13 protein-coding genes are annotated in these 14517 nt (G+C 71.8%); 7 read left to right on the top strand and 6 right to left on the bottom strand.

Annotated features, from left to right (window positions below):
* Window positions 1-3: 3 nt before the first annotated feature.
* From F0L68_RS14350 to F0L68_RS14365, 4 genes are all read right to left on the bottom strand, one after another.
* Complete coding sequence (locus tag F0L68_RS14350) at window positions 4-3063, bottom strand: CHAT domain-containing protein (RefSeq protein WP_149850019.1); 3060 nt, start codon at window positions 3061-3063, stop codon at window positions 4-6.
* 95 nt (window positions 3064-3158) lie between these two features.
* Window positions 3159-3644 carry a carboxypeptidase regulatory-like domain-containing protein gene (locus F0L68_RS14355; RefSeq protein WP_149850020.1) on the bottom strand — a complete coding sequence of 162 codons (486 nt, stop codon included), beginning with the start codon at window positions 3642-3644 and terminating at the stop codon, window positions 3159-3161.
* Window positions 3641-4246 (bottom strand): RNA polymerase sigma factor, encoded by a 606-nt coding sequence (locus tag F0L68_RS14360; RefSeq protein WP_149850021.1) that lies wholly within the window; start codon window positions 4244-4246, stop codon window positions 3641-3643. Before F0L68_RS14360 ends, F0L68_RS14355 begins: the two co-directional genes overlap by 4 nt.
* 227 nt (window positions 4247-4473) lie before the next feature.
* A complete protein-coding gene (locus F0L68_RS14365) occupies window positions 4474-4665 on the bottom strand; it encodes a hypothetical protein (protein ID WP_149850022.1) in 192 nt (63 codons plus the stop codon).
* A gap of 151 nt (window positions 4666-4816) precedes the next feature.
* Here F0L68_RS14365 and F0L68_RS14370 point away from each other — a divergent pair, with 151 nt between their 5' ends.
* The 7 genes from F0L68_RS14370 (at window position 4817) to F0L68_RS14400 (ending at window position 13865) form a co-directional block, all read left to right on the top strand.
* Window positions 4817-6058 (top strand): low temperature requirement protein A, encoded by a 1242-nt coding sequence (locus tag F0L68_RS14370; protein WP_149850023.1) that lies wholly within the window; start codon window positions 4817-4819, stop codon window positions 6056-6058.
* Window positions 6059-6222: 164 nt separating this feature from the next.
* A complete protein-coding gene (locus F0L68_RS14375) occupies window positions 6223-6933 on the top strand; it encodes a copper homeostasis protein CutC (protein WP_149850024.1) in 711 nt (236 codons plus the stop codon).
* Between the two features lie 109 nt (window positions 6934-7042).
* Window positions 7043-9019, top strand: coding sequence for a glycoside hydrolase family 84 protein (locus tag F0L68_RS14380; RefSeq protein ID WP_149850025.1), 1977 nt, complete (start codon window positions 7043-7045; stop codon window positions 9017-9019).
* A 167-nt stretch (window positions 9020-9186) separates the two neighbouring features.
* On the top strand, window positions 9187-10476 hold the full coding sequence (locus F0L68_RS14385) for an extracellular solute-binding protein (protein ID WP_149850026.1): 1290 nt from the start codon (window positions 9187-9189) through the stop codon (window positions 10474-10476).
* 7 nt (window positions 10477-10483) lie between these two features.
* The gene (locus F0L68_RS14390) at window positions 10484-11428 is read left to right on the top strand and encodes a carbohydrate ABC transporter permease (RefSeq protein WP_149850027.1); all 945 of its coding nucleotides are present in this window, start codon (window positions 10484-10486) and stop codon (window positions 11426-11428) included.
* Entirely contained in the window at window positions 11425-12267 is an 843-nt protein-coding gene (locus F0L68_RS14395) for a carbohydrate ABC transporter permease (protein ID WP_223198777.1), read from the top strand. The genes F0L68_RS14390 and F0L68_RS14395 overlap by 4 nt, the downstream gene beginning before the upstream one ends.
* A 2-nt stretch (window positions 12268-12269) precedes the next feature.
* Entirely contained in the window at window positions 12270-13865 is a 1596-nt protein-coding gene (locus F0L68_RS14400) for a beta-N-acetylhexosaminidase (RefSeq protein ID WP_149850029.1), read from the top strand.
* A gap of 57 nt (window positions 13866-13922) precedes the next feature.
* Here the strand turns inward: F0L68_RS14400 and F0L68_RS14405 are convergent, their stop codons facing one another.
* Window positions 13923-14144, bottom strand: coding sequence for a PspC domain-containing protein (locus F0L68_RS14405; protein ID WP_149850030.1), 222 nt, complete (start codon window positions 14142-14144; stop codon window positions 13923-13925).
* A 95-nt stretch (window positions 14145-14239) separates the two neighbouring features.
* Window positions 14240-14517, bottom strand: a 278-nt coding sequence (locus tag F0L68_RS14410; RefSeq protein ID WP_188316566.1) for an ATP/GTP-binding protein, incomplete at its 5' end; no start/stop codon positions are given.

Below are 14517 nucleotides of genomic sequence, written 5' to 3' on the forward strand. Positions count from 1 at the left end.
GCCCTAGTGCCCGGACCCGAAGCACACGAACGGGCGGCGCAGCGGGTCCGCCGCGCACGCCTCGGCCAGGGCCGCCGCCGTGTCGACCCCCACCGCGAGCAGCCGGTGGAACTCGTCCATGGTCTTCGCGGCGGCCCGGTCGCCGACGTTGCTCACGGCGGCCACCACCGAGCGCGAGCCGCTGGCCAGCAGGGCCCCGGCGAAGCCGAGCGCCTCGTCGCCGGGCCGGATGTGGCTCAACGCCAGCTCGCAGGCCGCGAGCACCACCTGCTCCGGAGGGTGCGGCAGCCGCGCGGTCTCGTAGGCGAACAGCGGGCCGTCGGCGAGCTCGAGGCGGGAGAACAGCGCGTTGTCCGGCTCGTGCACGCCGTGCGCGGCAAGGTGCGCGAGCCGCGCGCCGTCCACGGCGGCCAGCACCCGGCTCGCCACCGCCCGGTCGCCGTCGAGCACCCGCGCGCCCGGGTAGACCGACCGCAGCCGCCGCACCTCGCCGACCGCCTCGGCCAACTCGGGACCGCCGATCAGCACCACCCGACCGCCGTCCCCGCCGGTTTCGTCGTTGCCGTCGTTGTCGGTGGCGGTCGCGTCGTCCGCGAAGGCCACCGAGGCACGGTCCTCCGCCGCGCCGGTCGGATCGCTCACCGCGCGCGCGTGCGGCACCGACAGGCGCAATCGGGCCGAGTCGACCACACCTCGCACGCCGCCTCCGCCCCTCGTGCCGCCGCCCGCCGCGCTCGCACCTGCCGCGCTGTCCGCCGCGCTCGCACCTGCCGTGCCGCGCGCGGCCGCCGCGGCGCCGGCTCGCGTCGTGTCGCGGCCCCCGTTCGCGTGCGCCGCGTGGGCGGGGCTCGGCGTGCCGTCGTGTCCCTCGGCCCGTCGGCTCGCCGCGCTGGCCTCCTCCGCGGCCAGCCAGGCCGTGGCGGACGGCACCACCACGACCGGTCGGCCGCGCAGCGACGGCAGCACGCCCCACGGCACCGCGTACAGCGAACCCGTCGGCACCAGCACCAGCTCGCGGTCGCCGAGCGCATCGGCCAGCGGTCGGATCAGCGCCTCGTCCAGCACCTTCGCGCGCAGCTCCGCCGACGCGGCGATCGCCGTCACCAGCCGCTCCGGCAGGTGGTCGGGGGCCAGCGCGTCCAGGTCGGCGTGCAGCTGGCGCACCGCCTCGACCGTCCCGACGGCCGTGCCGAGCCGGACCAGCCTGGTGCGGCCGCCCGCGACCACCACGGCGGCCAGCGAGTCCGCGTAGCCCGTGAAGGTCACCAGGGCCCGCTCACCGAGCCGCTCGATCACCTCGGGCAGCCCGCACACCGGCCTCGGCCGCCCCCACGGGCTGTTGTACCAGTCCAGCCTCCTGACCTCGTGCCGCAGCTGCTCGTGCCGCGCGGCCAGCTCGTCGACGGCCCTGCCGGCCAGCTTGGCCTGCTGCAACGCCCGGCTCAGCGATCGGATCTCGGCGACGCGCTCGGCCAGCATCGGGTCGTCGATGGCCGGCAGCGGCTCGTACCGGTAGACCTGCGCCCTGGTCCGTTCCAGCCACCCGAACAGCCGCCGCGCGTCCGCCTCGGTGTGGGTGCTGTCCAGGACCAGCCGCACCGCCAGCTCGCCGAGTTCCCTGCCGTGCACGGCCGTGCCGCACAGCAGGTCCAGCCCGCCCATCCGGTCGCGGACCTGACCGAGTTCGACCAGGCCGGCCCGCGCCTCGGCCAGCGCGTGCCTGCGGTCCCCGCTGGTCACCGACAGCTCCGCCCGGCACAGCCGCAGCAGCATCCGGTGGTCGACCGGGGTGGTGTGGCCCGGCTTCGGCACCTGCTCGACCAGCGCCCGCGCGGTGTCCGTGGCGCCCCGCCGCAGCGCGAGCCGCACCGCGAGCATCCTGGCCACGGCGGCCTCGTCGGTCAGGCCGATCGCGGCCAGCCGGTCCGCCAGCCGCGCCGCCCGGCCAGGCGACGCGGTGTGCGCGGTCGGGCCGGCCGCGGTCGGACCAGCGGGGGCAGCGGCAGCCGGGCCGGTCGAGCCGAGCGGCGTCGTGCGGAGCGCGGCCACCGCGTCGGCGCGCATCCTGGTCAACGCGGCGACCTCGGCCCAGGAGGTGCTGCCTCGGCGCAGGAACCGCCGCTGCGCCGCGCCGGCGAGCTGCCTGGCCAGCGCGAAGTCCTCCTGGAGCAGGGCGGCGGCCGCCCTGGCGAGTTCGGCCTCGGCGAGGTCCTGGCTGATCCGGTGCCTGCGCAGCGCGGGGAGGGCGTCGTCCAGCTGCCTCGCCGCCTCCTCGGCCAGCCCGGCCGCGAGCATCGCCCGCGCCTGGTCGATCCGCAGCCGGGGCACGAGGTCGGGCGCGAGCCTGCTGAACGCCAGCTCGGTCTCCGTGTAGTGCCGCAGCGCGCTGGGGATGTCGCCGGTCAGCTGCGCGATGTCGCCGAGGTTGTGCGTCGCCTTGGCCTTGAGCAGCGGCAGGTCGTGTTCCTCCGCCAGCGCGACGCAGCGCAGCATGTCCCGCTCGGCCGGTCCCGGCCGCCCGACGGCGATGTAGGTCAGGCCCCGGTTCATCACGGTCCTGGTCAGCACGATCGGGTCGCCGTCGCCGCCTGCGGCCGCGCGTTCGAGCAGCGGCACCGCGCGGTCGTACAGGTCGAGCGCCTCGGCCGTGCGTCCGGCGCGGTGCAGGATGAGCGCGTGCTGCTGGCCGACCAGCCCGGCCAGCGCGGACCGCCTCGGGCCCTGCGGCAGGCCGCCGAGCAGTTCCGTCGCGGTGTCCAGGTGGGCCAGCCCGTCGGCGACCGATCCCGTCTCGGCCTCGGCGTAGGCAAGGGAGTTGAGCACCTTGGTCCGCACGGTGATGGCCTCGAGGTCCGCCGAGTCCGCCGGCAACGCGCGCAGCGCCCGGTTGAGCAGCTTCATCGCCTCGGCCGGTCGGCCCTTGGCCGAGGTGGCGACGGCTCGTCTGTGCAGTTGTCGCGCCTGGTCGACGCCGTTGTCCGGCACGTCCATGGCCTCGGCGATCTGTTGTTCCGGCAACGCCGTGACGACCAGCGGACCACGTGAGGGGGGCACGTGTTCCATGTCAGCACACTCTGTGTGCCTCGAGCATCGGAAACCTATGGCCCGAAAGGGTTACGTTCGGTCCGTCGACCGCCGTGCCAGCGATCGGCGACCAGCTACAACATGATGGTCGGTGTGACGACGGTGCGGCCCGGCTCGCCCTGCGAGTTGACCAGGTGTACCAGGATCTGGGTGGTGCCGGCCGGTACGTCCGACAGCACGAAGCGCCCGCCGTCGTCGGCCCTGGTGGTGGTCGAGTTGTGGTCGGCGACGCGGACCTCGACGGTGTGCTGACCCGCCGGGACCAGCCAGCCGTCGATGCGATGCCGTTCGCCGGTCGAGGTGAAGTTGACCATTACGGTGAGGTTGTCCACCGTGAAGGTGATGGTGCCCGGCCGGTCGCCGCGCACGCCGGCGAACGAGCCGGCTCGCTCCCACCTGGCCACCTCGACGTCCAGGTGTTCAAGCGCGATGGCGAACTGGATTCGCTCGACCAGGCCTACCGGTGGCGGGTCCAGTTCGTGGACCAGCCTCCCCAGGTCGGTGAGGACGGCGGCGTCCTCGTGCCCTCTGTCGTCATCGCGCGGGTCGATGTCGTTCACCGCGATCCTCCTTCCGCATTCAGCAGCTCACGCAGCTGGCTCAGACATCGCCCCCTGGTGGGTCCGATGCTGCCGCGTGGCATCGACAACGCCTCGGCGACCGCGCGGTACTCCGCGCGACCGGCGAGCACCGTGAGCCGCAGGATTTCCTGACAACGATGGTTCAGCCGGGAGAAGGCCGTCCACAGCCGACGGTCCCGGTCGTCGCGCAACGCCTCGTCCTCCGGCAGCCAGTCCTCGGTCGGCAGCTGCTCGGTCAGTTCGACCGAGAGAGGAACCTGTCCCCGGTTGGTGCGCCACGAACGCTGCGCCTCCCTGCGCGTCGTGGTCACCAGCCAGCCGACGAGCGCACGCGGCTCGACCAGCCGGTCGAGATGACGCAGCAGCGCCAGCCAGACCGTCTGCACCACGTCCTCCGCCGTGCTGCGGTCGAGGCCGTTGCCCCGAGCCACATGCCACACGAGCGGGGTCAGTTCGGTGACCAGCACGTCGAGCGCCGTCCGGTCGCCGTCTCTGGCGGCCACCATGCATGCGGCGTGGCGATCCGAGCCGTCAAGTCCGTCCCACGGCGGGTTGGCACCCGCCGTGCGTAGTTCGCTCATCCCGTCACCTCCGATCGCCTGAGCCCCAGATCAGTAGTTCTTCGCCCCAACATGAGGTGTCACGGTATTGCCAGATACATCTATCACCCGAATGGGCTAATTCGTGCCACTCGCGGAGGCGGCCCGTGATGCCCCCCTCGCATCACGGGCCGCCACCGCTATGGGCGGCCGTCCGGTCGACACCCCTCGAAGCCGACCGATCCCTTCCGCCCAGCCCCTCGCTCCCCCTAGTTCGTGCTGCCCACCGTGCTCGTGCCGAGCGGCTCGACCACGGTGTGCTTCCGCTTCGGCGCCGGCTTGGGCGTCGAAGCCTCATGCGAACCCGTCGGCGGAACCGGCTCCGTGCCGGTCTCCAGGTCCGCCAGGATCGGCGGCTCCGGCTGCTGACGGTCCTTGGTTCCCTGTCCGTTTCCGCTCATGTTTCCTCCCCAGTAACGAGCCGCACGGGCCAGTCACAGGTAAAGAGTCGGGGCCGATTGCCCAGATACGTGGAGTTGTCGAAGTTTTCGCGACGTACGCCGAACGCGAAAACCGGCCGCCCGTTCGGCCGCCACATGGCACTATCCGCGCATGTCGACGCCCCGGCGAGCCGGACTGCGCGTGCTGAACGAGGGCGCAAGGGTCACTTCACTCGAGCTGTTCTTCGATCTGGTGTTCGTCTTCGCCATCACCCAGGTGTCCGAGCTGATGGCGCACGACCCGCGCTGGACGGGCGTGCTGCACGGGATGCTGATGCTCGCGCTGCTGTGGTGGTGCTGGTGCTGCTACTCCTGGATGGGCAACCGCGTGCAGGCCGACGAGGGCCTGGCCAGGCTGGTGCTGTTCGCGGTGACGCTCGTGATGCTGGTGGCCTCGGTGACGATCCCCGAGGCGTTCCACGACCTGCCGGGCGGGCTGTCCGGGCCGGTGGTCTTCGCCTGCTGCTACCTCGTGGTGCGGGTGCTGCACCTGGTGTTCTACTGGCTGTTCAGCGTCGGTGACGCCGGCCTGCGCCGGCAGCTGGTGCGCGCGGCCGTGCCGATGGGCGGCGGCGCGGCGCTGCTGTTCGCGGCGTCGTTCGTGCCGGCCCACCAGACGCTGCTGTGGGTGCTCGCGCTCGCGGTCGACTACGGGGGAGTGCTGGCGATCGGGGCCGCGGGCTGGTCCGTGCGCTCCGCGTCGCACTTCGCCGAGCGGCACGGGCTGATCATTATCATCGCGCTCGGCGAGTCGGTGGTGTCGATCGGCGTCGGCGTCAGCAGCCAGCCGATCTCCTGGCCGATCATCTTCGGCATCGCCTGCGGCCTGGTGATCGCCGGGACCCTGTGGTGGTCCTACTTCGACGTGGTCGCGCCGGTCGCCGAGCGGGTGCTCACAAAGGCACGGGGCGCCCGCAGGTCCGCGCTGGCCAGGGACTCCTACACCTACCTGCACCTGCCGATGGTCGCCGGCATCGTGCTGCTCTCGCTCGGGCTGAAGCAGGCGATGTCCTATCTCGGCGGAGTGCACGGGGCGTCCGGTTCGGCGCGCCTTGTCGGCATTCCGCTGTACGCGATGTACGGCGGGGTCGCGCTCTACCTGGTGGGGCACTTCGGTTTCCGGCTGCGCAACGTCGGCAGCGTGAACTGGGCGAGGGTGGTCGTGACGCTGCTGCTGGTCGCCCTGGTGCCGGTGGCCGCCCAGCTGCCGGTGTTCGGCTCGCTTGGGTTGCTCACCGCCGTCTGCGTCGGGTGGATCGGCTACGAGGTGCTGCGCTACGACGACTTCCGTAGGTCGGTTCGCACGGGCGAGCACGAGCACGGGGAGTCGGACATGACGGATCAAACGGCGTAATCCGTTGCGCCGAACGGCGATGCGGGAAGTTATGCACCGCTGTGGATGACCCTGTGGGTACGTGCAGTCGCATCGAGGCAACGCTGGGTCGTCATCGCGGGCGGGCCGGTATGGTCTAGACCAACTGCGCCGGGACTGCGGCGTGCCGGAGCCCGAGGAGAACCATGGCGGCGCCATCCCTGCTGGAGATCATCGCGCTGGACGCGGCGGACGCCGAGGCCGCTGCGGCCGGCGGCGCCGACCGGCTCGAGCTGGTCGCCGACATCGCCTCGGACGGCCTCAGCCCGACCGAGGCGACGGTGCGCGCCGTGCTCGCCGCGACCGACCTGCCGGTGCGGGTGATGCTCAGGGACGGCGCCGGCTTCGCGCCCCGCGACCTCGACGGGCTGCGCGGGACCGCCGCCACGCTGCGCGCGGCAGGCGCCACCGAGTTCGTGCTCGGCTTCCTCACCGGGACGGCCGAGGTCGACGCGGCCGCCTGCCACGCGGTGCTCGCCGAGCTGGCCGGCTGCCGGTGGACGTTCCACCGCGCGCTGGACCACTCGGCGGACCCCGAGGCCGCCTGGGCCGCCGTCGCGGGCCTCGGCTGCGACACCGTGCTCACCGCAGGCAGCGCGCGCGGGGTCGCCCACGGCCTGCCGGTGCTGGGCAGGCTCGCCGCAAGGCAGGCCGAGGACGGGCTCGCGCTGCTCGCCGGCGGCGGGCTCGCGCTCGACCACGTCGCGCCGCTCGGGCGGGCGGGCGTGCGCGGCTTCCACGTCGGCGGCGCGGTGCGCCCCGAGGGCTGGGCCGGGCCCGTCGCCGTTGAAGCGGTGCGGATCTGGGCCGACGCGGTCCGCCAGGCGGCCGACGCCGAGGCCGTGTCGACCGGCTGAGGATCGTCCGGCGGCCGGTAACCCGACCGGTGGGAGCAAGGACGCGATAGCCTCAGAAGTACTTAATCGGAAACGGACTGGGGCCGCGTCGAGTCCGCCCGGAGGTGTCGTGCGAGCTCCACGAGGGCGATCCGCCTGGCGAGTGGGTGTCGCGTGCCTGACGGTCCTGGCGCTGGCCGGTGCCGCTGGTTCGGCCGTCGGCGTCAACACCGCCCCGACGGCCGACGCCGCGACGCTGCCGTCGATCACGCCGAGGCCGCAGCAGCTCGTCGGCAACGGGTTCGGGCTCACCGTGCCGTCGAAGGCGCGGGTGCTGGCGGCCGACGAGGTGGACGGGCCGACCAGGGACCTGGTGACCTCGGTGCTGCGCGGCGCGGGCGCCACGGACGTCACCGTCGGGCCGCTCGGTGGCCCGTCGGGCGACGCGGCCGGGCTGACGGTGCTGGTCGGCCCCCTCGCCGATCCCGCCGTCGCCGCCGCGCTCAGGGCGGCGACCGACCGGAAACCGCCGACCCTGCCGGCCGAGGGGTATGCGTTGGCGAGCCGCGCCGCGTCCGGCGGCGGGACGGTGGTGCTCGCCGGCGCCGACCGGGACGGCGACTACTACGCGGCGCAGACGCTGCGGCAGATCGTCAGGGGCGACACCGTGGCCGGAGTGTCCATTGTGGACTATCCGACCAGCTCGGTTCGCGGAGTCATCGAGGGGTTCTACGGGACCCCGTGGACCCAGGCCGCTCGCCTCGACCAGCTCGCGTTCTACGGCAGCGTCAAGCTCAACACCTTCGTGTACTCGCCGAAGGACGATCCGTACCTGCGGGAGCGGTGGCGCGACCCGTACCCCGCCGACCAGCTGGACCAGCTCAGGGAACTGGTCGATCACGCGGTCGCCAACCACGTTCGGCTCGACTACGCCCTCTCGCCTGGGGTGTCGATCTGCTACGCCGACCCGGACGACGTGCGCGCGGTCGAGGCCAAGTTCCAGTCGCTGTACGACATCGGGGTGCGCGGCTTCCTGCTGCCGCTGGACGACATCGACTACAGCCGCTGGAACTGCGCCGCCGACCGCGCGAAGTACGGGAACACGCCGACGCAGCAGACCGCGGCCAGGGCCCAGATCGACATGCTCAACCAGGTGCAGCACGACTTCGTCGAGCAGCGGGCCGACCTGCGGCCGCTCGCGATGGTGCCGACCGAGTACTACGAGCTCAAGGACTCGCCGTACAAGAAGGAGATCCGCGACAGCCTCGACCCCGCGGTCAAGGTGATGTGGACGGGCCCCGAGGTGATCCCGGCGACGATCACCGTCGCGGACGCGCGCAAGGCCGAACGGACGTGGGGCCGCAAGGGCTACCTGTGGGACAACTACCCGGTCAACGACTTCGACTCGACCGGCCGCCTGCTGCTCGGCCCGTACAGCGGGCGGCAGGAGGGGCTGCCCGGCGCGGTGTCGGGCATCGTGCTCAACCCCATGGTCCAGGCGTCCGCCAGCAAGGTCGCCATCCTCGGCGGCGCGGACTTCATGTGGCACGACAAGGGTTACCGCCCCGAGCGGACCACGGTCGCCGCCGCCGACCTGCTCGCCGGCGGCGACCAGGACACCGCGCGGGCGCTGCTGGCGTTCTTCGACGTCGAGCACTACGCGCCGACCTCGGACCAGCCGCCGAAGGTCGCGCAGCCGCAGGCGCCGCAACTGGCGAAACGGCTCGCCGCCTTCACCTCCGCCTGGTCGCGCGGCGACCGCGCCGCGGCCTTGCGCGACCTGCGGTCCCAGGCGCAGCTGCTGGCCGACGCGCCCGACCGGATCAGATCGGGGGTGACCGACCGCGAGTTCGTGGCCGAGTGCGAGCCGTGGCTGCGCGCCCTTTCCCTGTGGGGGCAGGCGTTTCTGGCCACCGTCGACGGGCTGGACGCCAGGGTGTCCGGCGACGAGGACGCGGCGGGGCAACACTTCGCCGACGCGGCGACGCTGACGGAGCAGGCCGCCGCCGCGCACGCCAGGCCGGTGCCGCTGCCGACGGACGGCCCCATCCGCGTGGCCGACGGCGTGCTCGACACGTTCCTTCAGCGGGCCGTCGACCTGCACTGAACCGCGCCCGCCCTCGCTTCCCGCGACGCCCGGCGCGCATTCGGCCCACCGAATCCAGTGGTCCAGACCCTTGCTTATCGCCTTGTGATGCCCATAACATCCGAATCCGTTGCTCTTGATGAAACATGCGTTGCGCAATGTGCAATACATGACGGTAGGAGGTCGGCATGCGAGTCGTTCGGGTTCTGTTGGCAGCGGCCGTCGGGGCGCTGGCCCTGGCAGGCTGTGCCCCGGTGCAGTCCGGCTCCACCAGCTCGGCCAAGGACGAGAAGTCGGGTCAGCTGAAGGTGTGGCTGTTCGACGAGGTCAACCGCGGCCCCAAGGAGGAGGTCGTCAAGCAGGCCGTCAGCGAGTTCCAGGCCGCGCACGCCGGGGTCACCGTCGACGTCCAGTACATCCAGGTCTCCACCAGGGCCGAGCGGTTCAAGGCCGCCTTCAGTGACGCCAAGAGCGCGCCGGACGTCGCCGAGTTCGGCAACACCGACCTGGCCGGCTACGTCGCCGCTGGCGGCTTCGCCGACCTCGGCCAGGACGTCGCGGCCTGGTCCGACGGCAAGGACCTCAGCCCCAGGGTCACCGACACCGCCAAGGTGGACGGCAAGACCTACGGCGTGCCCTGGTACGTCGGCATCAGGGCGTTGTTCTACCGCACCGACGTGTTCGCCGAGCTGGGCATCGCGCCGCCTGCCACGCTCGACGACATCGCCGCGACCGCGCGGCGGATCCGGGCCGCCAAGCCCGACCTGCTCGGCATCTCCGTCGGCGGCAAGTACACCTACGGCATGCTGCCCTTCCTCTGGGCGCAGGGTGGCGACCTCGCCGCGCAGCAGGGCGGCAAGTTCAAGTCCACAGTGGACAGCGCGGAGGCCAGGGCCGGCATCGCGAAGTACACCGAACTGCTCCGCGACGACAGCTGCCCGCCCGCCCAGTGCGCCGGCAACGGCGGCGACGCCAGCGTCGAGGCGTTCCGCGCCGGCAAGGCCGCGATGACCATCGGCGGCAACTTCAACCGCACGGCCGTGGACAGCAGCGCGGCGGCCGGCAAGTACGCCATCGTCCCGCTGCCTGGCAAGACCGCGGGCTCCATCGCGCCCGCCTTCGCCGGCGGCAACCTGCTCGGCGTCACCCGCAGCACCGACCGCAGGACCCTGGCCGTGCAGTTCGTCGAGCTGCTCGGCGGCAAGCAGTACCAGCAGAAGATGTACCAGGCCATGGGAAACCTGCCCACGTTCACCGACCTCCAGAACACGGTGGCCGCCGAGAAGCCCGTGGAGAAGCCGTTCATCGACACCCTCAACGCGGGCACCAGGTTCGTGCCGGTGACGCCGGGCTGGGCCAAGGTCGACGCGCAGGGCGTGCTGCCGACCATGCTCCAACAGGTGGCCAGCGGCGCGCAGGACGTCAACACCGCGACGGCGGCCGCCGCACAGCAGATGAACAGCGCGTTCGGGTCCTGAACATCTGATGAGCCAACAGACTCTCCCAGCTCCCTCGGCCGCGCGGGCGCGGCGCAGGACCGGCGAGGGGCGCATGGCCTTCGCCTACCTCGCCCCGACGCTGCTGGTGCTCGCCGGCCTGCTCGGCTACCCGATCTACCAGCTCGTGCTCATCTCGCTCTACGACTACAACCAGGAACAGGTCAGCGGCAACGCGCCGCTGAACTTCCTCGGCCTCGGCAACTACCAGAAGCTGTTGTCGGACAAGCAGTTCTGGACCGTGCTGGCGCAGACGGTCGGGTTCGCCGCCGTCTGCGTCGCCGGCACCCTGCTGGTCGGCACCGCCCTCGCGGTGCTGGCCACCAGGGTGCGGGCGGTGCCGAGGACGCTGCTGTTCCTCGCCGCGCTCGGCGCGTGGGCCACGCCGGCCGTGGCGGGCTCGACGATCTGGCTGTTCCTGTTCGACGCGAACTTCGGGCTGGTCAACGAGGTCCTGTCCGGGATCGGCCTGCACGGCATGGCGGGCTTCTCCTGGACCTACGGCCAGTGGACGGCCTTCGGCCTCGTCGCCGCGCAGGTGATCTGGTGCTCGTTCCCGTTCGTCATGGTGACGCTCTACGCGGGCATCAGGGCCATCCCCGGCGAGGTCGTTGAGGCCGCCGCGCTGGACGGCGCCTCCACGACGCGCATCGCGCGCAGCGTCATCCTCCCGCTGCTGCGCCCGCTGCTGCTCGTGGTCACCATCCAGTCGATCATCTGGGACTTCAAGATCTTCACCCAGATCTACGTGATGACCAACGGTGGCGGCATCGCCGGCCGCAACCTGGTGCTCAACGTCTACGCCTACCAACAGGCGTTCGCCGCGTCGGAGTACGGGCTCGGCGCGAGCATCGGCGTGGTGACCACCGTGCTGCTGCTCGCGATCACCGTGGTCTACCTGCGGGTGCTCAAGCGATCGGGAGAAGTTCTGTGAAGCGGCCGGGGCGGACCATCGCCGAGATCGTCACCGTGCTCGTCGCCGCCGTCGTGGCGTTTCCGCTGTACTGGATGGTGCTCGCGGCGGTCAAGCCGGCCGACGAGATCGTGTCGACCAACCCGAGGCCGTGGACGCTGCGTCCGACGGCGGACAACTTCGTCCACGCGCTCACCGTGCAGAACTTCGGGCGCTACCTGCTCAACAGCGTGCTCGTGGCGGTGCTGGTGGTCGTCGCCGGGCTGCTGCTGGCGTTCCTCGCGGCCACCGCGCTGACCAGGTTCCGGTTCCGCAGCCGCACCACGCTGCTGGTGATGCTGCTCGTCGTGCAGATGGTGCCGGTCGAGGCGCTGACCGTGCCGCTGTTCTTCCTGATGAAGTCGGTCGGCGACGTCGCACCCGCGTTCGGGCTCAACCACCTCGGCTCGCTGGTGTTGGTGCACCTCGCGTTCAGCCTGCCGTTCGCCATCTGGATGCTGCGCGGCTTCGTCGCCGCCGTGCCGGTTGAGCTGGAGGAGGCCGCCACCCTGGACGGCGCCAGCCGCTTCCGATTCCTCTGGCAGGTGCTGTTCCCGCTGGTCGCCCCCGGCCTGGTGGCCACCAGCGTGCTCTCGTTCATCCACGCCTGGAACGACTTCCTGTTCGCCAAGACCTTCCTCATCTCGGGGTCGGACATCCAGACGCTGCCCCTCGCGCTCCAGGCGTTCGTCAAGCCGGACCAGAACGACTGGGGTGCGATCATGGCCGGGTCGACCCTCATGACGATTCCGGTTCTGGTGTTCTTCGTGCTCGTCCAACGCAGGCTGGTCTCCGGGCTGGCCGGCGCAGTGAAGGGATGATGATGACCAGCTTTGACGCCCTGCTGCCAAGGCCGGTCGAGCTCCGGCCCGCGGACGGCCTGCTGTCGCTCGACGCCGGGACGACCCTGGACGCCGACGACGCCGACGACGCCGCCGAACCGGCCGCCGCCTGGCTGCGCGGCGCCCTGCGCGCCGCGACCGGGCTGCCGCTGCGGCCGGCCGGCGCCGAGTCCACCATCAGGTTCGCGACCGTCGCGACGGTGACCGAGCCCGAGGGCTACCGGCTGCGCGTCGACGCGGACGGCGTGCTGGTCGAGGCGGCCGACCCGGCCGGGGCGTTCTACGCGGCGCAGACCATCCGCCAACTGCTCGGCGCGCCGGCGTTTCGTACAGGCGCAGTCCACAGTGGACCGTGGCGGCTGCCGTTCGGCGAGATCGTCGACCACCCGCGCTTCGGCTGGCGCGGCGGCCTGCTGGACGTGGCGCGGCACTTCATGCCGAAGGCGGACGTGCTGCGGTTCGTCGACCTGCTGGCCGCGCACAAGCTCAACGTGCTGCACCTGCACCTCACCGACGACCAGGGCTGGCGGTTCGAGGTCCGCCGCTACCCGAAGCTGACCGAGGTCGGCGCGTGGCGCACGGAGTCGAGGGCGGGACACCGCACCGAGGGCGTGTTCGACGGCCGCCCGCACGGCGGCTACTACACCCAGGACGACCTGCGCGAGATCGTCGCCTACGCGGCGGAGCGGCACGTCACCGTGGTGCCCGAGATCGACCTGCCCGGCCACATGCAGGCCGCCATCGCCGCGTATCCGGCGCTGGGCAACACCTCGGCGCAGCTGCCGGTCTGGACCGACTGGGGCATCAACGAGAACGTCCTCAACGTCGCCGACGGCACCCTGGAGTTCCTGCGGCACGTCTTCGACGAGCTGCTGGAGGTCTTCCCCGGCACGGTGATCGGCCTCGGCGGCGACGAGGTGCCGACCACGCAGTGGCGGGACAACGCGGTGGCGGCGCGGCGGATGGCCGAACTCGGCGCGACCGACCCGGCCGAGCTGCACGGCTGGATCATCCGGCAGATCGCCGAACACCTTGCCGCGCAGGGCAGAACGGCCTACGGCTGGGACGAGATCCTCGACGTCGGCCCGTTGCCGGCCGGCGCCGTCGTGGCGTCCTGGCGCGGCGAGGAGGCCGGCGTCGCCGCGGTCCGCGCCGGGCACGACGTGGTGATGTGCCCCGAGAAGCACGTGTATCTGGATTACCGGCAGTCGGAGCTCGCCGACGAGCCGATTCCGGTCGGGCGGCTGCTGACCGTCGAGGACGTGTACCGCTACGAGCCGATCCCGGACGGTGTCACTGGCGCGGAGCCGGGCCGGGTGCTCGGCGCGCAGGCCAACGTGTGGACGGAGTTCCTCGACTCGCCGAGGCGGGTCGACTACGCGGCGTTCCCGCGCCTGTCGGCGTTCGCCGAGGTGGTGTGGAGCAGGCCGGAGGACCGCAAGCCCGAGGAGTTCCTGCGCAGGCTGGCCGCCGACCACCTGCCCCGGCTCGACGCGCTCGGCGTCGAGTACCGGCCCCTCGCCGGTCCGCGTCCCTGGCAGACCCGTCCGGGGGTGCCAGGGTTTCCTCGGGACTGAGGGCCGTCACTGAGAGCGGTCACTGGGGAGTCGGTGAATGGGCACTGAGCAAAGGTCTCAGTCCTCCTCGGGGACGATCAGCCAGGCGGCGAAGTAGAGCACCGCGCCGATGCCGAACCCGAACAGGGTCGCGGCCACGAGCAGGATGCGCAGCAGGGCCGCGTCCATGCCGAGCATCTTCGCGGCACCGCCGCACACGCCGGCCAGCATCCGGTCCTCCCGGCTGCGGCGGAACTTCTTGATCTTGTCGTTGGCCTCGTTGAGCACGCTGTTTGTCATGACATGAATACTGGCCGGTCGGGCCGTCCGGGACATCGGGGATCGTCCCTGACCGGACCCTGATTCCCGGTCCAAGGGGCGTGTGGCCCGGCGCACTAGCGGCGGCGCCGGGAGGTCCACCGGCGCATGGCGTGCTCGACGAGGTCGATCAGGGACACCTTGGTGGACTGGCGGTTGCGGGCGTCCACGGTGATGATCGGCACCGACTGATCGATCGTCAACGCATCCCGAATGTCCTCGATCCGATGATGCAACAACCCATCGAAACAGTTCACCGCCACCACATAGGGCAACTGCCGGTCGTCGAAGAAGTCGATCGACGCGAACGCGTCGGCAAGGCGACGGGTGTCGACCAGCACGACCGCGCCGATCG

The sequence above is a fragment of the Solihabitans fulvus genome (assembly GCF_008386585.1).
GTDB classification, from domain to species: Bacteria; Actinomycetota; Actinomycetes; order Mycobacteriales; family Pseudonocardiaceae; genus Solihabitans; species Solihabitans fulvus.

What these genes read in the sequence shown, in the direction of transcription:
- F0L68_RS14370 (WP_149850023.1), top strand. Translation starts at nt 4,817, where the DNA reads ATGTCGACGCCCCGGCGAGCCGGACTGCGCGTGCTGAACGAGGGCGCA.
- F0L68_RS14360 (WP_149850021.1), bottom strand. Translation starts at nt 4,246, where the DNA reads ATGAGCGAACTACGCACGGCGGGTGCCAACCCGCCGTGGGACGGACTT.
- F0L68_RS14405 (WP_149850030.1), bottom strand. Translation starts at nt 14,144, where the DNA reads ATGACAAACAGCGTGCTCAACGAGGCCAACGACAAGATCAAGAAGTTC.
- F0L68_RS14390 (WP_149850027.1), top strand. Translation starts at nt 10,484, where the DNA reads ATGAGCCAACAGACTCTCCCAGCTCCCTCGGCCGCGCGGGCGCGGCGC.
- F0L68_RS14365 (WP_149850022.1), bottom strand. Translation starts at nt 4,665, where the DNA reads ATGAGCGGAAACGGACAGGGAACCAAGGACCGTCAGCAGCCGGAGCCG.
- F0L68_RS14400 (WP_149850029.1), top strand. Translation starts at nt 12,270, where the DNA reads ATGACCAGCTTTGACGCCCTGCTGCCAAGGCCGGTCGAGCTCCGGCCC.
- F0L68_RS14385 (WP_149850026.1), top strand. Translation starts at nt 9,187, where the DNA reads ATGCGAGTCGTTCGGGTTCTGTTGGCAGCGGCCGTCGGGGCGCTGGCC.
- F0L68_RS14375 (WP_149850024.1), top strand. Translation starts at nt 6,223, where the DNA reads ATGGCGGCGCCATCCCTGCTGGAGATCATCGCGCTGGACGCGGCGGAC.
- F0L68_RS14350 (WP_149850019.1), bottom strand. Translation starts at nt 3,063, where the DNA reads ATGGAACACGTGCCCCCCTCACGTGGTCCGCTGGTCGTCACGGCGTTG.